Source organism: Commensalibacter sp. M0133, from assembly GCF_016101485.1.
Taxonomy (GTDB): domain Bacteria; phylum Pseudomonadota; class Alphaproteobacteria; order Acetobacterales; family Acetobacteraceae; genus Commensalibacter; species Commensalibacter melissae.
Genome location: NZ_JACFQI010000004.1, coordinates 94,823 through 118,270, shown reverse-complemented (window position 1 = coordinate 118,270; position 23,448 = coordinate 94,823). Strand labels below are relative to the sequence as shown.

Genomic DNA, 23,448 nt, shown 5'->3' with positions numbered 1-23,448 from the left:
AGTTTATCATGATTTATATTTTGCGCGTAATTATTATTTAAATATTAGTAGTAAAGATATTAATATTTAATTTTTCATTAATCCATATAAATGAATATTTAGTAATAATAGTAGTAAATAAAATTTTTATTTGTGTTTCTACAGTTTTATTATTGAATCATTCAATGGGGGGCAGTTCTTCATCTGATTTCAGTTTCGGAGTACTGGCATCCATAATGGCTAGTATTGCAGCTGTCAGAGGTGAAGCAAGGATCAGTCCTGGCATGCCTAAAATTGTACCAAAAACAGTTTGAGATAAGATAGTGATAGCAGGAGGCATTTTTACAGTATGTTTTTGGATAAGAGGTGATAAGACATTTCCTTCTAAAAACTGGATGATACAATATAAGATTATGACTAATATACCTTCTTTATTCCCTTGAGAAAAACCAATTAAAACAGCAGGAACAGCCCCTATGATTGCTCCGATATAAGGGATAAAATTCGCCATGCCGGCAACAAAACCCAATGCAAGGGCCAGGGGTACCCCAATAATGCTTAAACCAATGAAAGAGCAAATCCCGACGACTAGCATGTCCAGAGATTGTCCAGCTGTCCAGGACCATAAGGCATGTCCGCCAACCATTAATAACTTACGGATTTTTGGACGTTGACGACCTGGGAAAAGACGGAGTAGGCCATTACCGTATAAATTTGGTGAGGCAGCAAAATATAAACCCGCTATGAATACAACAAATATGGTGCCAAGAACCCCAAATACAGATGTAATGAAACCGGTCATTGAACCTGCAATTCTAGAGCCAAGGGTAAAATGAGCATTACTATTATTAGAACCCCCACCAATAGAATTGGGAAGATAATTCATAATCATGTCCCCCAAGGGATTATTATGCAAACGATCCCTGAAAGTCCCGACTTGAGTTCCAAGAGCATGTTTTAATTTGATAATTTGTTCATTAATCTGCGGTCCGCTGGTTAGGATGACTGCACTAATAATGCCAACAATTAAAATTAAAACTATGGTCAGAGCTAGCCAGTGGGGAAGATGTGTATGTTTGCGAACGATCGTTGCAAGTCCCTTCAGAATTATGGCGGTTAGTGTTGCCGCAAAAATAATCATCATCAAATCGCCAATAAGCCAGACTGCTATAACCCCTACGGTCAGCAAGATGACAATTTGAAGAAGGGAATAGAGCTGTTCCTGTTGGGTTGGTTGTTCTGAATTAGAATTAGGAGACATTTTATTATATATTTATAATATTATGAATATGATCCATCATGCGATGATTGTTGTGATAATTCAATAGTTAAATAATATCATGTTGAGTTTTTAGAAAGAATTTTCACGCATGCTTTTTTCATAATGGCTGACTGTCTCTTCCACTGATCCGTCAGCGTATATTTCTCCAGCCTTTAGCCATATTACACGGGTACACCATTGCCTGATGATTGGCATGGAATGTGTTGTTAAAACAACAATTTCTGCCTTATTGATTATATTTTCCAATCGTTGTCTTGCTTTACCCTGAAAATTGTTATCTCCAGCCATGAACCATTCATCCATGAGCAAAATATCAGGGGTTACAGATGTTGCCAGACCAAAGCTTAATCGCATCATCATACCTGCAGAATATGTCTTGATTGGCAAATCGAGAAATTCATGTAATTGTGCGAATTCCTCAACATCTTTTTCCAGGGCTTTGATCTGCTCATTATTGTATTTAAGACGTTTACCCCTTAAATAAATATTTTCCCTACCAGAGAGGATACGGTTCATGCCAGCATTCGTATCCAATAAAGATTCTATTTTACCGTTAGTAATGATTTTTCCAGAATTGGGTTCGTATATTCCAGTGATTGCACGGAGCAGGGTTGATTTTCCTGCCCCATTGTGGCCTATCAATCCAACACGCTCTCCCGCTTTTATTGATAGATTGATATTTCGCAATGCTTGAACCGTTATACGGTTAGCATTGTCAACCAGAATATCAGCACCTGTTTTCTGGTTTAAGGATTGTTGCTTAGAGATGAACTTTCCTGCCTTAGCAAATAATGTTTTTTTTAAGGAACGATGATTGCTATGATAAAGAGGGAATTGTAATGAAAGTTCCTCTAATTTTATAAAACTTGATTGAGTCATTGATTGGATTTTATAACGCTCTTACATTACGAACAGTTTTTTTAAAAAATTCTATATTGATATTATCTTTTAGCATGTCAATAAAGCAGTAGTTGATATTGTTTGTGGAGGCTATTAAAAAAGGCCAGCATGATATGCTGGATTTATTTTTGTTAAAAGAGGTCAATTCCAATAAGGTTGTGTCTTTTTGACAGAAATATAGATTAATCAGTTCAGGACAATGTGGGGCTATGATAAATTCAGCCTGTGAAAAAAGTGCGATTTGTGATTCCCAGTCCATATTCTCTAAATGGATAATGGGTAAATTCAATTCATTACAAGCCTGGGTCAAGATTGATTGAAAATGATCAGAAAAACAGGGTTGATTTTTCTGGTTCGTTGCAATCAAGAAATTTGTGGGAAGGTCATTTTTATATCGGGAATTTTTGTTAATGAAATTGAAGATTCTTCTAGTGTCATGAAAATTGAAATAATCGTAAGGATAATGACTGTTTGGATGGAATAATGCTAGTTTTTTCGCTTTATATATACCGTCCTTCAAAAATATTGTACGAGAGTTTAGCTTAGCTTTTTCTAATGTGTTATCATATAATTCACGAGATATTGAATTACCAATGAATATATTATTGTTTCTATATTCAGGAATGGCAATTTTCATTGTTGTAGGTGTATATAAATTTGCCAGATAAGATTTTGACAGACAATATCCCATCCAGTGGTCGTATTGCATCCATTTGGGATCAAAAGCGAGAAAAATTTCTTCTAATAATTGTGCATCATTCAAATCAATCTTTATTTGATCTAAAGACTGATTTTTACAAAAATGAAGAGTTTCATCAATTAATTGTAGATCATTTGTTATAACTACACCATCGAATCCCTCTTGAACAATAAAATAAGCATTTTCAAGAATTGATAAAAAGAGATTTCCTTCATGGTTATAGGTTAGAATATCATTTAAATTGTTATTGTGCGGATCAATCTCAAATCCTAAATCATTTAAATTTTGCCCTTCGTAAGCCGGGATCAAGGGATGACGCAAACGTTTTGAATGATTAACTGAGCTTTTCAATACGCCAGGCGGGCGAAAAGTAAAAATAGAACAATTTTCCTTAATATTCATGGTTCAATCGCTTTGTATATCTTATAAATAAATAGTTTAAATTTTATATCCAAAAAGCCAGCCTTGTTCTCGACCGTATAAACATTATCCAAGCAAGTCCCCATAATACCAAACTATAAGCTAAAGCACTTAGATAAACAGAAATGGTAGGGATTTCTCCCAGAATAGGTCCCTTAATAATCTGCATCGTGCTGTATATTGGATTAAGCAAAAGTAATGATTGAAAATTATGAATCTGAGATGGCATCCACATGATCGGGGTAATATAATATACGATTTGTATCAGACTGTTGATTATTTGAGGAATGTCTCGAAAACGCGCACAAATACAACCTAGAAAAATACTGATGGCAAGACTATTGATAATCCAAATAATAAATCCTGGTATGGATAATAATATAATCATACCAGGCCATTTATTGTAATAAAGAATTACAAGAAAGGGAGTAATGCAGTTTAAAAGGGTAATCAGGAAATTCCTGACAACAGTACGGATCGCTTGCAGGAAAAAGGGAAGTTTAAGTGAATGAATGAAAGTGTCGGTTTGTAGAAAACATTGACATGCATCAACAATCATATTGGCAATACCGTTTTGCCAAAAAATAAAAGAGATTGAAAGATAAGGGAGATAGGTTTCCGTATGGATTTTAAACAGGGAACCGTAAATGAGACCAATTGCCAACATCATCGTCGCTGATGAGAATGTCATCCATATAGGTCCTAAAAGGGAACCCTTATAACGTAATTTGATATCTAGCCATGCCATTGAATAAGCCAGTTTCCACAATTTTAAACTTTCTTTAATATCGATCCAACATTGTAGATGTCGATAATAAAAATTCTGATTACTGGTTCGTATTTGCGTGGACATTTTAAAAATTAGACATCAATTCTTGTTGAAACAAAATATTTAGTCATGGTTTATCACAAAGAATAAAATATACACAAATCATTCTTCAAAAAATGACGGGGATTTTTTATTCTTAATACTTTTAATAATAAGTTTTCTTACTCTATTGTAAAGAAATGCTTTATAATGTACACCTTAGATAGAATTCTTAAAGTGTTTATCTGATTCGTGCAAGTCTTTGCAATCCGAACAGCTTCGTAAGATAACACTGAAAAAAAATGGATTTATTTGGAAATAAATTCTTTATGGAATGTAGATAAGGGTAAAGGTATAATGAAGCGATCAGAAGATTTTACAGAATCTGGCGAAAAACTCAAATCTGGTTCAATGAAGTTTATTATTTCCAGACAAAACGAAAAACAACTTCATGATAAATCTCTTTATTTATCCCTGGTTCGTTTTGGTGTGCTCGGATGTATTATTGGAATGTTGGCTGCATGTGCAAACAATGCACCCCGTCAGCAACAAATACCTATTGCTCAGGAAGTTGCGCATTATAAAGCGAATGCCCGTTCTTACTATACTCCACCAGGGCCTCCAGAGGATCCATGGGGGCCATATATTCAGGAGGCATCTGCTCGGTTTGATGTGCCGGAAATATGGATTCGGGCAGTTATGCAGCAGGAGTCTGGCGGGAGTTTATATCATAATGGACAATTGGTAACTTCTGGTCCCGGTGCGATGGGGTTGATGCAGTTAATGCCTCCAACATATGATGAAATGAAAATTGCTCATAATTTAGGGGATGATGCTTATGATCCTCATGATAATATCATGGCTGGAACGGCATATATTCGTCAAATGTATGATATTTATGGCTCTCCAGGTTTTTTGGCTGCATATAATGGGGGCCCTGGCAGATTGGATGATTTTTTAACACATAATCGTACATTACCTTTGGAAACTCGACGGTATGTTGCCTCAATTGGCCCTCAAATTCAGGGTATAAAACCAAACCGACAATCGCAAGCTGATTTGATGGTAGAGGGTCATGAAAATGGTATGGGTGTCAATGCAGTTCAATATGCTGCGGCAACGCAACCCGGATTTCAAAGAATGTCATTGTCGCCTCAAGCTCAGGCAGTGCAGAATGCATGGCAAAATCGTCAGACAACAGAAACGCTTAATCAGGCCAGTCTTAATGGGACAAGCTCTGCAACAACTGATAGTTTGAACAGGCAAAGTTTACGAGGGGCAGGCTCAGCAGCGACACAAGTTGCTATGGCATCACCATTGCCTTCACAGCCTGCTGTATCGACCTATCCAGTTAAATGGAAGAATTTTGACACTCATCCAGTTGCTTCTTCAACTGCACCATCAGTCGTTACGCGTCAAGATGTTAAATCAGCATGGTTGGCTAGGGGATATCAATCGACCCAGGCACCAGCAATGCAATCGCGTCCAATACCTGTTCAGGTTGCATCAGCTCCGGCAGCTTTGCCATCAAGATCAGAACGGAAACAATATTATAGACCCATTTCCTACCAATTTCCAGCTGCAGAGGCTTCTGTAAATTATAATCGTAAAAGAGGTATGGATTTAACTAAAAAAGAAAATGTGTCGTCATTATCAGGAAACTGGGGAATTCAGGTTGGAGCTTTTGCTTCATCAAGTCAGGCGAAAAATGCTATTGGTATTGCAAAAAATCGAGCTTCTCTTTTTTCAGGTAAGCAACAGGTACAAGTCGTTCAAAAAGGTAAAAGCAAGATATATCGCGCTAGGGTGACAGGGTTAAGTCTAAATGCCGCCCAGATGGCCTGTAAAAAACTAACTGCTTGCATCATGGTAAAACCATCCAATAGTTAATGATTCTAAAATTTAATTCATTAGCTAATATTAAAAGCGTGCCAAATAATTATATGTCTAGTTCGCCTTTATTAAAAATTAAATTGTGAATATCTGCAATTTGGGTTCAGTTATTGCCCGAAAAAATTGAAGGTCTGTTATAATCTTACGGTTCAACTGTTCTACTGCAATTCATGATCAGTATGGATTATGCATAATTGTTCTTCCAATTGCAATGGTATCAGCTTGTATGACTTGTCAAAATAGTTTTGGCTTTCAATGGAAAGGATATTACAACAACAGTAATAGTTGTAATGTCTGTTTGTTGCTTTATTTTCTCTGCAAAAAAAGCTTAAAACCTGGTTGGCAGGAATCAGCAGACCAAGGTCAAGATTGCAGATGAAACGTGAATAACAGTAAAACCTAGTTTTTCCGATTTCTTGCAGAACAAGATGTATTCTTCCAGATTTTATCCAATTTTGACTTAATTAATAGCAGAAATTTTTGCCCAAACAAGAATGTTGGTAGAAATTTCTTTCTTACGGCTTAATAAACCTTTAAAGGGAAATGTATGTGGTTAAGTGAGTTTTTTTTTATTAATCTGATCTGAGATTAGATGGTAGAAAAAGAAAAGCATGAAGTAATATTCATTAACCATATGAATGTCGATGTCATTCAAACCGATTATTTTTTCGTTGCCAATTAATTAATAAAATCCAGATTTGTTTTTTTGATTACCCCTTGATGGTCGTTCCCGTTGGCACAGGAGAAACCAGAAAAAATGGCTGAAGGAACAGTGGTTTGCCAGCCATATAGGTCAAGATGGAAGAATAGGATGCATATCTTTGGTTATGGGTTTTCCATGGAATATGAGTTGAAACTTTTCAATCAGCATAGACCAGTTGAATGGCGACTGACATTGATGATTAACGTTGTATATAGAACTCAAGACCATTTTTAGTTTGTTTGCTTCTTCAGGCCATAATTCGACACAATGAGGACAAGTTTTTCTTTTAAGTGAAACAGCTGTTGCCTTGATAAAAAAAAACAGTTCCAGATTTAATCTACTGCCAATATGAACAAGATGCCAATCTGTTTTTTTCAACGTTGGCACTATATTGGCATAATGGCGGTATGATAGGTTTTCCAGAGATGGGGAACTGATTTTATGGTTCAAAAAGGTGAATCAATAACCTATTATTGTTACACAATATTGTAATCGTTAAAAGTCAGTTATCCTGATTAACAGAATGTAAAGAGCTCCTCTTTGGGGAAACGTGATTTAGGTTGTTTGGCGTTATAATCAGTTTTATCATGATAACCCAAAGTAATTACAAGAATACTTGTAAATCCTTTTTCTTTTAGGTGGAATTCTTTGTCTAAAATATCTGCATCAAATCCTTCAATGGGACTGGCATCTATATTTGCTAACGAGGCACCTAGTAATAAGTTTCCAAGAGCAATATAACCTTGTTTTGCTGTCCAATTGGGAAGATCCTTTAGAATTTTTTTATGCAGATTCATATATCCGATATAAAGATTGATAAATTCTTCCTTGTTTAAATTTGGGTTATGACGGCCATCCTTAATTTCTTGTTCAATAATTTTGCGAATATAGGCTTCATCCATATCTGTTTTTGAACAAATAACAATTGTATGTGAAGCACGGTCAACCTTGTGTTTATTATAAAGGAATTCTTCCCTTACCATTGATGAGGCAACGCGCTTAATACCATTTTCCGTGGAAGCAACAATGAAGTGATAAGGTTGTGAATTAATTGAAGTAGGTGTGTAGCGTAAAAGGTCAACTAACTGATTTATAATATGATCAGGAATTTTTTTTGTTGGATCATATCTTTTAGCGGTAAAGCGACGGAGTGCAAATTTTTCGATATCCATGATTATCCTTACGTTAATAATTCATAATAAAATTATATACATGTAAAAAATGTATAATAAATTAATATATGCCTATAATCGTAAAATGAATGGAAAAAGAGATCAACCTTAAAATAGTCGGTTTATATTATGATTGTTATAAAAGTGATAAAGAATTATGTAGTTACAGCCCGTATAATGATAGATAAGATATACATGCAATTCAATTCTTTAATTATTAATTAATTTACAACTCTAAGCTTGTATTGAGTGTTTCGTGAAATGTTTTATTAATATAGAAATTTGCACTATAAAAATTAACTTGCCAATTTAAACATGTTATTTTTTAAAAGTGTATTTTTTCAAATCTTTTGTGTTCATTTATGAGAGTCAACAATATTTTAATTTTTCATAGTAAATAGATGAATAATTTGAAGATTAGGCAGTGTATTTAGATAGGATTTTACGGTTATTTTGTACAGTGGTATTATCTCAAAATATTTTATTAAATTTTAATAAGATATCAGTCAAAAAGGTTTTGACATTTTATTTTACTAAACAGAATTGATAACGTAATAATCAGTAAGGTAAATAAATTTATCGAGGTTAGAGAGGAAAGATGCGATAATTTTATAGGAATGGGGCCTGTATTAACAGATTGAGGTCCATAGGTTAAAAGTGTAAGGGCATAAAAATCAATAGTGAGAATATAAATTGTCCAAGCGATAATACTGCTAAACAAAATACCATAAATGATACGGTTAAATTTTAACATGCTCCTTCCTCCTTTCACAGGATATGATTTTTACATTCGTAATATTCCATTATTTCAAGTAGGTTTACCACTATATTGAAAATTATAAAAAAAATCAATTTAATAAAGTGGTTATATCAATTAATTTTGACTTATTAACGTTATGGATTTTGTTTTTTTAGTAAAAAAGCAAGAATTATTTTTGCCGTTTTTTCTGGCGAATTAAGTTTATCTTTATCTTCCGCAGGAAAAAAGGATTGTCTCAATAAGGTTTTGGTTGGCGGAGGGGTAATGGTTTGAACATGAACTGTAGAGATATCCTTTATTTCTTCTTTCCAACAATTTATAAGATTTTGAATAGCTGCCTGAACAGAGGTGACTGATCCCCAAAATGCACCGGGTTTCGTTATCCCCTGAAGAAAAAGAGCTTGAGAATTTGGTGTGGCGCATAACAAGGGGGACAAAGTTCGAACAAGTTTCATACAGCTTGTAAGATTGATGGAAATATTTTTTGACCAGTCTTGATCCGTTATTTGGTCAACAGGTGTAAGTGGCGTGTAATGAAAGGCTGCATGAATGAAAATATCAAGTCGATGGAATTGCTGGGCAATGGAAGGGCCAATATTATCAATTGTTGTATCGAATGGATTTTTGGGTTGCAAATCAAATGGAAATAAGGTGGCCTTACCACCTTTTTGGCGGATTATATTATCTGTCTGTATTAATCCTCCCTGCGTTCTTGCGCTGAGAACGCAGTGTGCACCAGCCTCGGCCAATGCTATGGCACAAGCCTGACCTATGCCACGACTTGCACCAGTAATGAAAGCCACCTTTTTTTTAAAAGGGAGATTAACTAAGGATGACATGACAGTTTCATTATTTATTTTGTGTTAGGTTCATGTCATGATCTGTAAGTTGAATAGGATAGTCTCCTGTAAAACATGCATCACAATATTGCGGCTTTTCGTTATTTCTTTCCTTTTCTTCCAGAGCTTTGTATAATCCATTGCATGAAATGAATCCCAGTGAATCTGCCCCAATCAATTTGCACATTTCATCAATATCATGTGTGTGTGCCAGTAGTTTTTCTTTTGATGGAGTATCAATTCCGTAATAACAGGAAAACCGTGTGGGGGGAGAGGCAATACGCAGATGAACTTCGGCTGCTCCTGCAGCTCTGACCATTTCAACGATTTTTTTGGATGTTGTTCCACGGACGATGGAATCATCAATTAAAATGACGCGTTTATCTTTTAAGATTGAACCGTTTGTGGAGTGTTTGAGTTTTACTCCAAGATTACGGATTTGATCAGTCGGTTCAATAAAAGTCCTTCCTATATAATGACTACGGATTATGCCTAACTCAAATGGAATATTGCTGGCTTTTGCATAGCCGAGCGCAGCAGGCACACCGGAATCGGGAACAGGAACAACAATATCTGCCGCAACGGGATTTTCAAGCGCGAGTTCGGCTCCAATTTTTTGACGTGCTATATATACGGATTTATTTTCAATAATGGAATCGGGACGGGCAAAATAAACATATTCGAAAATGCAAAAGCGATGAGAAATATTATGAAAAGGTTTAATGGAACGGATACCCTCATCATTAATGATGATGACTTCACCAGGCTCGATATCACGGACAAATTCCGCGCCCATGCTGGAAAGTGCACAGGTTTCACTGGCAACAACCCAGCATTCTTTTTCCTTATTCTGGTTGAGTTTGCCGAGTATCAGGGGACGAACACCTAACGGATCACGAGCGGCAATTAACATATCCTTGGAAAGGGCCACCAGAGAATATGCACCCTGAACCTGTTTTAAGGCATCAATAAAGCGGTCAATAACATTGCTGTACAGGGAAATGGCAATCAAATGGATAAAGACTTCGCTGTCTGTACTGGATTGAAATAGGCATCCTCTGCGTACCAGGGATTGTCTAAGGAGTTGTGCATTGGTAAGATTTCCATTATGGGCAACAGCAAATCCACCAAATTCAAAATCACCATATAAAGGTTGTACATTACGAAGCTGCGTGGCACCTGTTGTAGCATAGCGATTGTGACCAATCGCAATTCCACCTGGTAATTTGGCGATAACCTGGGGATCGGCAAATACTTCACCGACCAGCCCCAAACCACGATGAATATGAAAATTTCCATCGTAAGTAACAATACCTGTCGCTTCCTGACCTCTATGTTGTAAGGCATGTAATCCCAATGCAGTCAATGATGCGGCATCTTGTGTTGTCCAGACGCCTACCACGCCACATTCCTCATGAAATTTATCATCTTCATGATCTGGGGATGTATGTATTGTTGAATAGGATATTGATTCGCTAGATTTATTCATCGCAATTCCGAAAATAAATGAATAGATAAGGGTTTTATGAGTTAAAAATGGCCAGGATTATTGTGAGGGAGCAATTGAGGAATACCCCCCCTCTGGTTGAACAGCAGACGGCTCATCATTATGCGATTGATCTGTCGAAGAGGATTGATGAGATATTCCATTATGTAATCCAGTTCCGTCAGGTATTGATACTCTTGGTGTCTTTGTTTGGGGGACAACAACATCCCGTTGCATTGAGCTTGGGAGAAGATTATTAATCAGGACAGCTCCCTGATATATATAGGGAACCATTTGACTTTCTTGAAGAGGTTCAGGCCATTGTGCGGCAGGAAAAATTATTCCGCCAATCAGATAGAGAATGGCCAACCCTGCATATCCCTTAACCCCACCACATATTGCACCAAGTAATCTGTCCAGACGACCCAAAAGGGAGATTCGCGCAGAATTTTGACCGACAACGGCATTTGCCAGCGCATTAATGACAATACAGGTCAAGGCAAATATAACAATAAAGGAGGCAATATTTGCCAAATTTTCAGAGTTTACGTAAGGCGATAGCTTGGGGGCAAGATCGGGATACCAGCGATTGGCCAAGCTGGCTGCGATAACCCATCCAAATAGACCTATACATTCACGAGTAAACCCTCGCGTAAGACCGGATAAGGCACCAAGGATAATTACACCAAGACAAACAAGATCAATCCAGTTCATAGAATTAAGCACTTGATTAACTTATTCCCTTTAATAAGATTATAAAGCGGTATTAGTAAATAAACAATTCATTTACCGCAATGGGTAAATAAAAAATATTTTTATAATTTTTAATTACAAAAAACAAATAACTGTAAATTGTTTGATAATCATGGATCTCAATTATGAAGGTGGTTGAACTATATCATAAATAGAAATTATTTTTCAGAGTTTTTCAATCACGGGTTAATATATTATCTTCACGTTGTAAAATCTTGATTGGATCATTGTCGTAATTTTCTGTATCCTCTTCAGGTTGCAGACGGCTGGGTAATAGCATTCCATTCTGATCCAGAACAGGGTAGGCGGCTGAAGCTACAACATGAGTGTTTGTACGTTTTAAATCACGGGCCAATTCAATCATGAATGAACCATACTGAATCTGGTTTTTTTTATCGTCTGTGCTTTGTCGAAGATTTTCATAATAGATAGCGATAACTTTGCTTTCAATTTCACGGAATATATCCTTCTCTTCGGCAAGTTTACGGGCAATATTCTCGTCTTCATTAATCAGCAAGGTTGCTGTTGTATGCAGATTTTTATGGATGCGTCGCATCATTTTTTGCAATGGATCCATCATGGGTTTTGGTAAAATGATTCTTTGTTTAACCATTTTCTGTACGGTTGAAAGAACATTCCTGTCCAGGACATCACCCGCATTGGCAATTTGTGTACAGAAGGTTAGGATTTTTTCCACCTGATTCAATTCATTTTGATTCAAAGCTTCGGGATCCAAACCGGTGACGTAACTTTGTATTGAGTTTGTTAATTTATCTAGCGTATTATCAAAACGTCGTGCGGCGCTGGCAATTTGAGGCGTTTGATTTTTAAAACTATCGTCAACACCATTCAGCATTTTTTCCAAAATATCACATAAACGCAATGATTCCCGGGTTGCATTGCCAAGGGCAAGAATAGGTGATTGTATGACGGATTTATCAAGATAGACCGGTTTTGAGGGATCCTGAACAGTTTCCTCTTTTGTGCGTGGAAATATTTTTTTTAGTAAATTGGCGTAGGGGGTTAGGAAAGGCAAGAATAGAAGTGCCGTTGCAATATTAAATAATGTGTGAAAATTGGCGATAGATCGGTTGATATCAGGATAGTAATATGTGAACCAATGGGTGAGTGGATGAATAAAGATAAAGACAATGGCCGCACCGATAACACGGTTTATTAAATTTCCCATAGGTAAACGTTTGGCAATCACGTTTTTTCCTGTTCCCTCTATCACGGGATTGAGAGCGGTACCGATATTGGCGCCCAAAACCATGATAAAGGCTGTTTCAGCAGGTATGACATTGTGAGAGGCGAAGGACGCTATTAGCAATACAACCGCCACGGAAGAATGCATAATCCAGGTCAGGATCATTGATAATAAAATTGTAATAAAAGGCATATCTGTAATGTTGCCCAATACTGTACGAAGCGCTGGTTGGTTGGTATAGGGATGAAGGATTACCAGAAATTGATGTAGGGAGATCAGAATCAGGCCTAATCCGATGAAGACTCGTCCAAAATCACGGATATGATTAAGACCCCGGCGAAACATGATGACGCCTATCAAAACAAAAAGGGGTGCGATACGGGACACGTCAAATGATAATAGCTGGACAATTAGGGTGGTTCCAACATTTGCCCCCAGCATAACCGCCAATGCAGAAGGTAGTCCGATTACCCCATTGGCGGCAAATCCAGTGATCATAAGTCCCGTTGCAGTTGAGGATTGCAAGATTGCAGTGATACCTGCACCTGCGATAAAAGATTGGAATCTGTTTCGTAACATGGTTGACAGGAAATGATTTAACCGTGCGCCAAACGCTCGTTGCACACCGGTTTGAACCATATGAACACCCCATAAAAGCAGGGCGACACTACCAGCAAGATCAATTACAGTAACAAAATTCAAGGAATATCCTCTTTTAAAGTTTTAAGTTATTGAAGTTAGAAGAAAAAAGTTTTTTAAATAAAAAAAGTTATAAATTAAAATTATATAAATAATTGAAAAATTCCTTGTCAAAAGGTGAATATAGCATAATTTTACGCGCTTGAAATTAAACTTTCCAATTTAATTCTCGAAACTGTCGGATTTAAATTTTGAAAATATTACTGGTATCGTTTTTCTTTAATTGGGATATTTTGATAATTTATTGATTTTTTTGATATTTTTCAGGAAGAAAATTGCTTTTCCATCATTTATATCATGAATTGAAACAATTACTATTTCCATATAAAGGAGAATATGAATATGTCAGTATCGGATCATGATTATATCAATTTTTCACAAGATGATGAATTGAATTATATTTTAAAAAAATATCATAAATTTCAAGCGCATGAAAATCGGGTTGAACTGAAAAAACTTGGTCAAGCCTATAAGAATGAAATAAAGTCAAAAAGGCTAAAACATGTTGAGTTTTATCCTTATCTAGAAAAACACTTAGATAAATTAAGATAAACTGGGGTTGAGGATGATAAGGGATTATATGTTTTAAAAAAATTGTGGTAAGGGATTAATTTTTAAATAGTAAAAGATGATAAAGCCATCACTATGTTATTGTTATGTAAATTATAAATTATTCTAACCTTATCACAATGTTATTGAATATAAATATAAGATTTAAATTAATTATTTATTGTTGTGAATCGAATAATTGATTATATTTTTTAATAAATACCATTTTGCTAATTTTAAATTTTATTATGGAATGATTTATAACGGAAAACTATCAATAATTTGGTTCTTGGAGTTTTCGAGTTTATCAAAATAGCTTAAATCAAGTTGTCTTAACGGAATATGATTTAAATTTTTGAATAAAACGGGGTTATAAAAATTTATTTCTGTACGATGTATGCCTGCGAAATAATCAAAGAATTTCCATTTTCCGCCATCATGCAATTTATCATCCCACAACCAAATATTTGGGATATGATAGCTGTCTGCAATTACAAGTCCATGTAAACTGCTGGATGCAATATATTTACAGGATTTTAACTGGTCAATAAAAACGTTAATATCAGGATCGGTGATATCAATAAAAAGAGTATTGGGTGTATTTTGTAATATTTGCTCTACCCAGCTCTTTTTATATTGACTGTGATGAACAATAAGACCCCAGTCATATTTTTTTTCTTTGTCGGGGTTATATATACGGTCACATATTAATCCAGGATCCCCATAAGGTAATCTACATTTATGTGAAGTGAAGGATTCATGAGTCAATGGTCCACGTAATAAAGAAATCTTGAATAATTCAGTAGGTAATGAGGAAGGTGAAAGAGTTCCGCTCCCCCATACAGGATAAATTCTGTTTCTTGGTGTTGCCCAGTTTAAAATGCTGCCTATTCCGATTAAGTCTGTGTTTTTTAAATTGGTTCTACATATTATTTTTTTACTTAAATATCCAATAATATATAAATTTAGTTCATCACCTATATTTGTGAACTGTTTGTTGCGCCACCAATACAGATTAACAGAATTGTTCATTTTTTTGTTAACCAGAGTGTTGAATTGGTTTATATCAAATTTTATTTTATATGCTTTTTGAAGCTTGAATTTCTTCCATTGTTTATTTTTTAGCTGTACAGTTTGAAATAATGTTTGATGATGATGTGTTGTAATGGGAATATTATAATAATAACAGTTTAATCGTCGGGAAATAAAAGAGTAATTTCCGGGAAATTGATGTTTTATAATAACATGATCAAACAGGTCTTTTTTATCATGGATGAATCCTGTTTTCATATCAGTTGTGGACAAATAAACAGGGTGGTGATTGTTTTTTTTCTGAACCATATAGAGGTGATGGTTTAGATAGCATAAAGAAGATTCTTCTTCAGTTCTGCAGATTATAAAATTTTTAAGTGACATAGTTAAAAAAGTTTTTAACCTAATTTAAATTTTGTCACCTAAATTAAATGTGAATGTTTATTGCGTCAATGAAATTCATATTTTTATTGTCATACAATAAAATATTTTGCTTTAGGATGAAAAATTACCAAAGCTGACGTTGACTGCTCTGGATGCAATTGCCATTCTTCAGATAGGGAGATTCCAATCTGCTTTGCGTCAAGAAGATTCAATATATATTTTTGATCCTCAAGATTAGGGCAAGCGGGATAGCCAAAGGAATATCTGGACCCACGGTAATTTTGCATCAACAGCTTGTTCATATCAGGATCATCTTCACTACTGAAACCTAGCTCTGCCCTCATTCGTTGATGCGTATATTCAGCCATTGCCTCGGTTATTTCAACAGATAAACCATGCAAATATAAATAATCCTGGTAACGGTTTTCTTCAAACCAGATTCTGGCTGTGTCTGAAGCTTTTTGACCTACAGTGACAATTTGCAAGCCAATTACGTCACGAATGGGATCATTGTAATCCCGGATATAGTCAGTGATGCAAATGCGTTGATTGCCAGGCTGTCTTGGAAGGGTAAATCGGCACAATTCGGTTTTCCCATCCCTATCGAAGAGGATTAGGTCCTCAGCGCTCGCAGCGGCTTTCCAGTAACCATAAACGGCTTGTGGTTGAAGGATTTTTTTCTGCTCACATTGTTGGATCAATTTATATAGGATTGGTCGTAAATTTGTTTTCGCATCTTGCAGGAATTCTTCCAGCGTTTTTCCCTGCTTTTTCATTCCCCACTGCAATTGATATAAAGAACGTTCGTTTAGGAAGGGTAAAACAGCTTTTAAACTGGTTTCTAACTTTCGCGCCCCCCAAAATGGTGGATTGAGGGGAGGTTCGTGAGAAGTCATTTTATTTCTTCGCAAGGATGATTCTTCCATGGAAAAAGGAGCTACAATGGTTTTTTCCTTTTTTTCTGGACGTTTGGGTTTTTTATTTTTGATTTTTTGGGCAGCAAGATAATTATCTAAATCACCATGGGTTAATTGTTCCATAAGTGTCAAACCATCAAAGGCATCCCTGGCATAGGCAACCATCCCGTTATTTTTTTTATAGATTTCCGCACAATCTTCTTCAACGTAGGCACGTGTTAAAGCTGCTCCTCCGAGTAGAACAGGTATGCTGAGGCCTTGTTGCGCCATTTCTTCAAGGTTTTCTTTCATGATAACAGTTGATTTGACCAATAATCCAGACATGCCGATCGCGTCAGCATTATGTTCCTTTGCTGCCTTAATCATGTCTGCTACAGGTACTTTAATGCCTAGATTGACAACCTTGAAACCGTTGTTGCTTAAAATGATATCGACAAGATTTTTGCCAATATCATGTACATCCCCTTTTACCGTTGCCAAGATCATCGTACCTTTGGTTTCATTATTTTTCTTTTCCATAAAAGGTTCAAGAAAGGATACGGCTGCCTTCATTGTTTCGGCAGATTGCAAGACAAAAGGAAGCTGCATTTTCCCAGATCCAAATAATTCCCCTACCGTTTTCATGCCATTAAGTAAAAGGGAATTGATTATTTCAAGGGGGGCATAGGTTTCCATCGCCTTTTTTAAATCATCCTCCAAACCTTTGCGATTTCCATCTACAATTCGGTTATGCAATTGTTCTTCAATGGTGGTAGCGACAGCGCGAGTTGCCACTTGTGTGGCTTTACGATCAGCAAAAATTTCTAAAACTTTTTTGAGTGGGTCATAATCATCAGTTCTTCGATCAAAAATCAAATCTTCAATGACTTTAACTTCATCTTTGTCCAAAAGGTGCATGGGCCGTATTTTAGAAACATGAACAATGGCAGCTGTCATTCCCATTTTCTGGGCATGATAAAGAAAAACAGAATTCAAAACTGCTCTGGCGGCTGGATTAAGTCCGAATGATATATTGGATAATCCGAGCACAATTTGAATGTCAGGAAATTCATCGTGGATGGCTTTGATCCCTTGTAAGGTCCATAAACCCAGTTTACGGTCATCTTCTACTCCAGTGGCAATAGTAAAGGTAAGAGGGTCAATCATCAAATCGGAGTGAGGCAGGCCATATTTGTTACAGGCAAAATCAACTAATCGACGGGTGATTTGTAATTTGTCTTCAGGTGTTCGTGCCATTCCTTGTTCATCAATGGTTAATGCAACAACAGCGGCACCAAATTTACGGGCCAGTTTTAAACGATGAGCCGCTATTTCTTCACCATCCTCAAAATTGATTGAATTAATGATGGGTTTTCCACCATGAAGTTTAAGACAAGTTTCAATCACTTCCGTACTAGTAGAATCTATAACGAGAGGAACATTGATAGATGACGTGAGGCGAGGAATAATTTCCTTCATATCCTTTTTCTCATCATGACCTACAAAGGCCATACAAACATCCAGGGCGTTTGATCCTTCTTTCAGTTGTTCACGACCGATTGTAACGCATCCATCCCAATCTTGTTGATCCTGTAAATCACGCCATTTCTTAGAGCCATTGGCATTACAGCGTTCCCCAATCGAAAACAGACTATTTTCCTGTCTTAAAGGTGTGGGGGTAAAAAGACTTGAAACCGAGGGAATCCATATTGAACTTCTGGGTATACAGGCTGGTCGGTCTGTGAAGCATCCCCCCAAAGCCGCTTCTTTTTTGAGCATCTGATCAAATGCAGCAATATGATTAGGATTAGTTCCACAGCAACCACCGATCATATTTATTTTCTGTTCTTTTATATAATGGGACATCCAAACAGCCATTTCTTCTGGAGAGAGTGGGTAGTGCGTTTTACCGTTGACGAGTTCTGGCAATCCTGCGTTAGGTTGCATCGAAATTAAATGCGGCCAGTATTGAGAAAGCCATTTGATACCCTCGGCCATTTCCCGAGGACCTGTTCCGCAATTCATTCCCATCATTTGAACATCCAACGCTTCAATGACGGTCGCTGCGGCAGCGATATCACTTCCAACAAGAAGGGTACCTGTTGTCTCAATGGTTACTTGTACAAAGATTGGTAAAAAAATATCAGCTTCTTTTAATGCTATTTTGGTTGCGTTTACAGCAGCCTTGATTTGAAGTAGATCTTGGCATGTTTCAATTAAAAAAGCGTGAACACCTCCTTCAATCAAACCTCTACATTGCTCTGTAATTGCATCTTCAAGTGAATCATAATCAATATTTCCCAAGGAGGGTAGTCTAGTCCCGGGTCCGATTGATCCAAGGATATATCTACTTTTTTTATCAGCAAATGAATTTGCGGCTTCATTGGCAATTTCAGCGGCACGTTTGTTGATTTCTCTTGTTTGGTCCTGAAGGTCAAATTCGGATAGGGTGATGGAAGATCCTCCGAAAGAATTTGTTTCCACCATATCTGCACCTGCTGCAAAATAGCGTTTATGAATATCCCTAATCAAATCGGGTCTAGATAAATTAAGGATTTCTGTACAGTTTTCCTTTCCCCAAAAATCTTTGTTAATATCTAGATCAAGTGCTTGAATGATGGATCCCATTCCTCCATCACATAAAAGAATCTGTTCATGAAGTTGATTCAAAAGCTGACTTTGTTTGGACATAGAAAACCTTGATGTTAGAATTTTTTATTTATTAAAATCAGGATACTGAATTGAAATATCTACCATAATTTTAATAAAATGAAATTTATTAAATAAATAAAAAAAAGAATAAGAGGTCCATTTCGCATTTTAATTATTTGAATTAATTTTGATACTCCAAGTCCGGTTTGAAGATATGTGAAAAGAATGATAGGGTAAAACTCATTATAGTATTTATTGCATATTCAGCATGAAAAGAATTGAATTATTAAAATGATAATGATATTTTGGCAGAAAAATTACAAAGCATTAATAGATATAGTTGATTAAGGATAATGATTTTATTGTTTATTTTAATGGTCAAATAAATTTATGATAATGAAAACTGCATATTAAAAAGCTGTTCTTATTAAAAATTTGTAAAATATTTTGTTAATTTAATTGATAAAGGATGATCGGTGGATCAACCAGATAAGGGCTCCATACAGTTAGGAGCAGGGCAAAGCAATAATCAAGGGAAAACGCAGAAGCTTTCCCCAATGATGATTCGTTTACGGGCAACAATGGCAGCTGCAAAATATCATGGGGTTGATCTAGATATACGTGATTTTGCAGCTGAGCCTGGTGAAGACTCACCGTCCCCGGCAACCTTGGCACGCTGGCTGAATAGTCAGGGGTTGATTGCTAAAGGGATGCGTTTGAAATGGCGATATTTGATACGCTTGTATAATTCACCTCCCATTGTACTAATGTTTAAGGATGGTTCCGCAGGGTTGATGGTGGGTGTCAATCCTGAAAAAAGAATTGTTTTTTTAAGAGATCCGTTGAAGGGGGAAGGTGAACCTCCTATCCCTGTTGAAGAAATTCGCTTAAGGCAGGCCTGGACGGGTGATATTCTTCTTGTAAAGCGAAATAAAAATCTTTCTGAAAGTGAAGATAAGATTGATTTTAAATGGCTTTTCAAAATGGTATTGCGTGAACGTGCCTCCTTGCGTGATATTTCAATAAGTTCAATGATAATAAGTATTTTGCAAATTTTTCCTGCTTTTATAGTGATGCAGGTAGTAAATCGTGTGGTTGCTTTTCAATCAATGGCGACACTGATATCAATTAGTGGGTTGTTGATTGTCTTAAGTTTTTATGAGATCTTAATTAGTTATGCCAGACGAGAGATTACCAACGTTATGGCAACACGTTTGGATGCTCGTATATCTATTCATACCTATAATCGTTTACTTTCTTTGCCATTGGAATTTTTTGAACGACAACAGGCAGGCCGTTTAATCGGGAAGGTTTCTCAGATATATCAAGTGCGAGATTTTATCACGGGCCGATTAATGACAACTTTTCTGGATATGTTTACGTTAATTGTTATTTTACCTTTCTTATTTTATATTAGCGTTATTTTAGCATGGCTGACGGTTGTTGCGGCAGGTTTGATCGGTTTAATTGTAGTTATTTTTATTAAACCCTTAACATATTATTATAGTAATCGTATTGAAGCGGAAATGACGCGTGGATCTGCAATGTATGAAACCGTTGCAGGTATACGAACTGTTAAAACTTTAGCTTTGGAACCTTCCCGTCGTCGTAATTGGGATAATATTGTTGCTGAAGTTTGTAAATGGCGGTTATCAACAACGCGTATGCAAAATTGGCCTGAAACATTGGTTATGCCGTTGGATTTCTTTATCAATCGAGGGATTATTTTAATTGGTGCCTTTATTTGTATAACCAATCCAACAGCGGGAGTTGATGCTGGTGCAATTGTCGCTTTTATGATGCTGGGAGGGCGTGTCGCGGCTCCTCTCGTTGGATTGGCTAAATTAATGACTGTAATAACAGAAGTAGAAACCTCATTAGTTCAAGCGGGAGAAATTTTAAATAATCCAACGGAAACAAAAGCGTTGACTACAGGATTGAGACCAAAGATTATTGGTGCACTATCCTTTGAAAATATTAATTTTACATATCCTGGAGGAAGTAGTCGGGCGTTAAAAGATTTAAGTTTTTCAATCCCAGCAGGTACTATGTTGGGTTTGGTGGGGCGTAGTGGATCCGGTAAATCCACTATAACACGTCTTTTGCAGGGCGTAAGCCGAAATTATGAAGGTTTTCTAAGGCTGGATGGTGTAGATTTGCGTGAAATCAATCTTACCCATTTAAGGCGCTCTTTTGGTGTTGTTTTACAGGATAATTTTTTGTTTCGTGGAACAATTAGGGATAATATTACCGCTGGACGTCCAGGATTGACAATGGAAAAGGTTATCTGGGCAGCACGAATGGCTGGCGCTGAAGAATTTATAGAGCGTATGCCCGCTGGATATGACACTTTTATCGAAGAGGGCTCAACGAACATTTCAGGAGGACAAAGGCAACGTCTTGCAATTGCAAGAGCTGTTATTCTAGACCCAAAACTAATGATTCTAGATGAGGCAACATCCGCTCTTGATCCTGAAAGTGAAGCATTGGTTAATGCCAATTTGGAGCGAATTGCCAAGGGAAGAACGATGGTTATTGTTTCACATCGATTATCATCATTAGTGAATTGTGATCAAATACTGGTTATGGATCAGGGTGAAATGCAGGCAATTGGAACACATGAACAATTATTAGAAACCTGTGAAATTTATCGTACTTTATGGTTGCAGCAAAATCGACATGTTGATGAAAGAAAGCATTCAAAAAAGAATGAAGCCCAGAAACCTGTAATTACGGAAGGAACATAAAATGGTGGATGATAATCATAAAAATCAATTGCCAGGAAATGTGAATTCTGAAAATAACAATGAAAAATCTAATATTTCTAATGAATTGACAGATTCTACTGAAAAAAAAATAAAAAAAACTTCAGAAAAAAAAGATGTTTCATTGAATGATGAACAGGCAAGCATACCAGAAGGATATTTGCCTGCAGCAGATAACACGGCAGAATCTCAAGCTGATATGCCGATAGCTTTACTAGAGTTTACTTCACCTACTGCAGCTATTATCAATATGCCGCCAACGGCTTCTGCCCAGTATATTACTTGGGTTATTGGAGCTTTGGCGCTTTTTTCCATTATCGCGTTATGTGTATTTCCACTTGACAAAGTAGTTTCAGCTCAAGGTCGACTGGTTTCAGTGGATCCACCTTTGTTAATTCAACCAATGGAAGAGAGCATTATTAAATCAATTGATGTTAAAGAGGGGGATTTTGTAACAAAAGGACAGGTTTTGGCTCATTTGGATCCGACAATTCAACAGGCCGATATTGATAATCTACGTTTACAAGTTGAAAGTGGACAGGCTGAATTTGACCGTTTGCAGGCCGAAGCTTCTAATAAAAACTATACAGTGGACCCATTAAATCCTTATTCAGTAGAACAGGGGAATAGTTTTATAAAAAGAAAACTTGAGTATGATGCGAAAGTTGATGGTTTCAACCAGAAAATCAACGAACAATCGTTTCAACTTAAAAACTTTCTTGCAACTACTGCTGTATTGAAAGGGAGATTGCAAGTTGCATCTGATATTCATTTGATGCGGAAAAAATTGCAGGAACAACAAGTGGGAAGTCGCCTATCAACTTTAGGTTCGCAAGATACTTTAATGGATGTTGAGGATAAATTAATAACGGCACAACAATCAGCGAATGCCACGCAAAAGAAAATAGCATCTTTATTGGCTGATAAACAGGCCTACATTGAAAGTTGGAAGGGTGAAGTTTATAAGAATCTAACTTTAATTCAAAGGCAATTGGCAAAAGATAAGGGAGAGTATGAAAAGGCGAAACTTCGTCGTAAAAAAGTTTTGATGAGGGCCGAACAGGATGCAATTGTACTCTCAATTTCAAAAGGTTCTGTTGGTTCTATACTAAATTCTGGAATGCCGTTTATGACTCTAGTACCTGTTGGTACAGGTTTGGAGGTTGAAGCTGCTGTACAAGATGCGGATGTTGGATATATGAAGTTGGGTGATAAAGCGATTATAAAATTTGATACTTTTCCCTATACACAATATGGTGGAGCGGAAGCAGTTGTAACAAATGTTAGTGCCGATGTCTTTCAGCCTGGTGATACAGGTCAGGATATGAGTAATCGTCGGGGTGCAGCACCTTTACAATTTCGAGAAAAACCTTTTTATCGTGTAAGATTGAAAATCAATAAATACACTTTGCACAGTATACCGAATTTTTTTCATCCAACCCCTGGACTTACTGTTACAGCTGATGTTCATGTTGGTAAAAGAACAGCGGCTCAGTATTTAATGAATGGTATTGTACCTAAGTTAACAGAAGGAATGCGTGATCCACAGTAATGTAAAATATAAGGTGA

17 protein-coding genes are annotated in these 23,448 nt (G+C 36.5%); 4 read left to right on the top strand and 13 right to left on the bottom strand.

Features of this window, described 5'->3' with window-relative positions; translation table 11 throughout:
• Window positions 1-157: 157 nt before the first annotated feature.
• The 4 genes from H3T46_RS07900 to H3T46_RS07885 all read right to left on the bottom strand — a co-directional run bounded on the left by H3T46_RS07900 (window position 158) and on the right by H3T46_RS07885 (window position 4,134).
• Complete coding sequence (locus H3T46_RS07900) at window positions 158-1,240, bottom strand: AI-2E family transporter (RefSeq protein WP_155571718.1); 1,083 nt, start codon at window positions 1,238-1,240, stop codon at window positions 158-160.
• Window positions 1,241-1,330: 90 nt separating this feature from the next.
• The gene (locus tag H3T46_RS07895; RefSeq protein WP_198197000.1) at window positions 1,331-2,140 is read right to left on the bottom strand and encodes an ABC transporter ATP-binding protein; all 810 of its coding nucleotides are present in this window, start codon (window positions 2,138-2,140) and stop codon (window positions 1,331-1,333) included.
• A gap of 10 nt (window positions 2,141-2,150) precedes the next feature.
• Window positions 2,151-3,263, bottom strand: a complete 1,113-nt coding sequence (locus H3T46_RS07890; RefSeq protein WP_198197001.1) for a glycosyltransferase 61 family protein — start codon at window positions 3,261-3,263, stop codon at window positions 2,151-2,153.
• 43 nt (window positions 3,264-3,306) lie between these two features.
• Entirely contained in the window at window positions 3,307-4,134 is an 828-nt protein-coding gene (locus H3T46_RS07885) for an ABC transporter permease (RefSeq protein ID WP_198197002.1), read from the bottom strand.
• Between the two features lie 312 nt (window positions 4,135-4,446).
• Here H3T46_RS07885 and H3T46_RS07880 point away from each other — a divergent pair, with 312 nt between their 5' ends.
• The gene (locus H3T46_RS07880; RefSeq protein WP_232349972.1) at window positions 4,447-5,979 is read left to right on the top strand and encodes a lytic transglycosylase domain-containing protein; all 1,533 of its coding nucleotides are present in this window, start codon (window positions 4,447-4,449) and stop codon (window positions 5,977-5,979) included.
• Between the two features lie 796 nt (window positions 5,980-6,775).
• Here the strand turns inward: H3T46_RS07880 and H3T46_RS07875 are convergent.
• The 7 genes from H3T46_RS07875 to H3T46_RS07845 form a co-directional block, all read right to left on the bottom strand.
• Complete coding sequence (locus tag H3T46_RS07875; protein ID WP_198197003.1) at window positions 6,776-7,135, bottom strand: hypothetical protein; 360 nt, start codon at window positions 7,133-7,135, stop codon at window positions 6,776-6,778.
• 65 nt (window positions 7,136-7,200) lie between these two features.
• Window positions 7,201-7,857 carry an oxygen-insensitive NAD(P)H nitroreductase gene (gene nfsB / locus H3T46_RS07870; protein ID WP_198196505.1) on the bottom strand — a complete coding sequence of 219 codons (657 nt, stop codon included), beginning with the start codon at window positions 7,855-7,857 and terminating at the stop codon, window positions 7,201-7,203.
• A gap of 502 nt (window positions 7,858-8,359) precedes the next feature.
• Window positions 8,360-8,611, bottom strand: coding sequence for a hypothetical protein (locus tag H3T46_RS07865; RefSeq protein ID WP_198197004.1), 252 nt, complete (start codon window positions 8,609-8,611; stop codon window positions 8,360-8,362).
• Window positions 8,612-8,751: 140 nt separating this feature from the next.
• Window positions 8,752-9,456 (bottom strand): SDR family oxidoreductase, encoded by a 705-nt coding sequence (locus H3T46_RS07860; protein ID WP_155580142.1) that lies wholly within the window; start codon window positions 9,454-9,456, stop codon window positions 8,752-8,754.
• A 10-nt stretch (window positions 9,457-9,466) separates the two neighbouring features.
• The gene (gene purF, locus H3T46_RS07855) at window positions 9,467-10,945 is read right to left on the bottom strand and encodes an amidophosphoribosyltransferase (RefSeq protein ID WP_198197005.1); all 1,479 of its coding nucleotides are present in this window, start codon (window positions 10,943-10,945) and stop codon (window positions 9,467-9,469) included.
• Between the two features lie 57 nt (window positions 10,946-11,002).
• Window positions 11,003-11,668: a CvpA family protein gene (locus H3T46_RS07850; RefSeq protein WP_196424839.1), complete on the bottom strand. Its 666-nt coding sequence runs from the start codon at window positions 11,666-11,668 to the stop codon at window positions 11,003-11,005.
• 202 nt (window positions 11,669-11,870) lie between these two features.
• Window positions 11,871-13,604, bottom strand: a complete 1,734-nt coding sequence (locus H3T46_RS07845) for a Na/Pi cotransporter family protein (RefSeq protein ID WP_198184747.1) — start codon at window positions 13,602-13,604, stop codon at window positions 11,871-11,873.
• 339 nt (window positions 13,605-13,943) lie between these two features.
• Here H3T46_RS07845 and H3T46_RS07840 point away from each other — a divergent pair, with 339 nt between their 5' ends.
• The gene (locus tag H3T46_RS07840) at window positions 13,944-14,153 is read left to right on the top strand and encodes a hypothetical protein (RefSeq protein WP_198197006.1); all 210 of its coding nucleotides are present in this window, start codon (window positions 13,944-13,946) and stop codon (window positions 14,151-14,153) included.
• 255 nt (window positions 14,154-14,408) lie between these two features.
• On the opposite strand, the gene H3T46_RS07835 is transcribed toward H3T46_RS07840, so the two are convergent.
• Both H3T46_RS07835 and metH read right to left on the bottom strand, forming a co-directional pair.
• Window positions 14,409-15,566 (bottom strand): polysaccharide pyruvyl transferase family protein, encoded by a 1,158-nt coding sequence (locus tag H3T46_RS07835; RefSeq protein ID WP_155580147.1) that lies wholly within the window; start codon window positions 15,564-15,566, stop codon window positions 14,409-14,411.
• 89 nt (window positions 15,567-15,655) lie between these two features.
• Entirely contained in the window at window positions 15,656-19,153 is a 3,498-nt protein-coding gene (gene metH / locus H3T46_RS07830) for a methionine synthase (RefSeq protein WP_198197007.1), read from the bottom strand.
• A 437-nt stretch (window positions 19,154-19,590) separates the two neighbouring features.
• Between metH and H3T46_RS07825 the strand changes: the two genes are divergently transcribed.
• Both H3T46_RS07825 and H3T46_RS07820 read left to right on the top strand, forming a co-directional pair.
• Entirely contained in the window at window positions 19,591-21,861 is a 2,271-nt protein-coding gene (locus H3T46_RS07825; RefSeq protein ID WP_370552764.1) for a peptidase domain-containing ABC transporter, read from the top strand.
• 1 nt (window position 21,862) lies between these two features.
• Window positions 21,863-23,431, top strand: a complete 1,569-nt coding sequence (locus H3T46_RS07820; protein ID WP_198197008.1) for an HlyD family type I secretion periplasmic adaptor subunit — start codon at window positions 21,863-21,865, stop codon at window positions 23,429-23,431.
• The last annotated feature ends 17 nt before the right edge of the window (window positions 23,432-23,448 follow it).

What these genes read in the sequence shown, in the direction of transcription:
- nfsB (WP_198196505.1), bottom strand. Translation starts at nt 7,857, where the DNA reads ATGGATATCGAAAAATTTGCACTCCGTCGCTTTACCGCTAAAAGATAT.
- H3T46_RS07890 (WP_198197001.1), bottom strand. Translation starts at nt 3,263, where the DNA reads ATGAATATTAAGGAAAATTGTTCTATTTTTACTTTTCGCCCGCCTGGC.
- H3T46_RS07885 (WP_198197002.1), bottom strand. Translation starts at nt 4,134, where the DNA reads ATGTCCACGCAAATACGAACCAGTAATCAGAATTTTTATTATCGACAT.
- H3T46_RS07820 (WP_198197008.1), top strand. Translation starts at nt 21,863, where the DNA reads ATGGTGGATGATAATCATAAAAATCAATTGCCAGGAAATGTGAATTCT.
- purF (WP_198197005.1), bottom strand. Translation starts at nt 10,945, where the DNA reads ATGAATAAATCTAGCGAATCAATATCCTATTCAACAATACATACATCC.
- H3T46_RS07840 (WP_198197006.1), top strand. Translation starts at nt 13,944, where the DNA reads ATGTCAGTATCGGATCATGATTATATCAATTTTTCACAAGATGATGAA.
- metH (WP_198197007.1), bottom strand. Translation starts at nt 19,153, where the DNA reads ATGTCCAAACAAAGTCAGCTTTTGAATCAACTTCATGAACAGATTCTT.
- H3T46_RS07860 (WP_155580142.1), bottom strand. Translation starts at nt 9,456, where the DNA reads ATGTCATCCTTAGTTAATCTCCCTTTTAAAAAAAAGGTGGCTTTCATT.
- H3T46_RS07895 (WP_198197000.1), bottom strand. Translation starts at nt 2,140, where the DNA reads ATGACTCAATCAAGTTTTATAAAATTAGAGGAACTTTCATTACAATTC.
- H3T46_RS07880 (WP_232349972.1), top strand. Translation starts at nt 4,447, where the DNA reads ATGAAGCGATCAGAAGATTTTACAGAATCTGGCGAAAAACTCAAATCT.
- H3T46_RS07835 (WP_155580147.1), bottom strand. Translation starts at nt 15,566, where the DNA reads ATGTCACTTAAAAATTTTATAATCTGCAGAACTGAAGAAGAATCTTCT.
- H3T46_RS07900 (WP_155571718.1), bottom strand. Translation starts at nt 1,240, where the DNA reads ATGTCTCCTAATTCTAATTCAGAACAACCAACCCAACAGGAACAGCTC.
- H3T46_RS07865 (WP_198197004.1), bottom strand. Translation starts at nt 8,611, where the DNA reads ATGTTAAAATTTAACCGTATCATTTATGGTATTTTGTTTAGCAGTATT.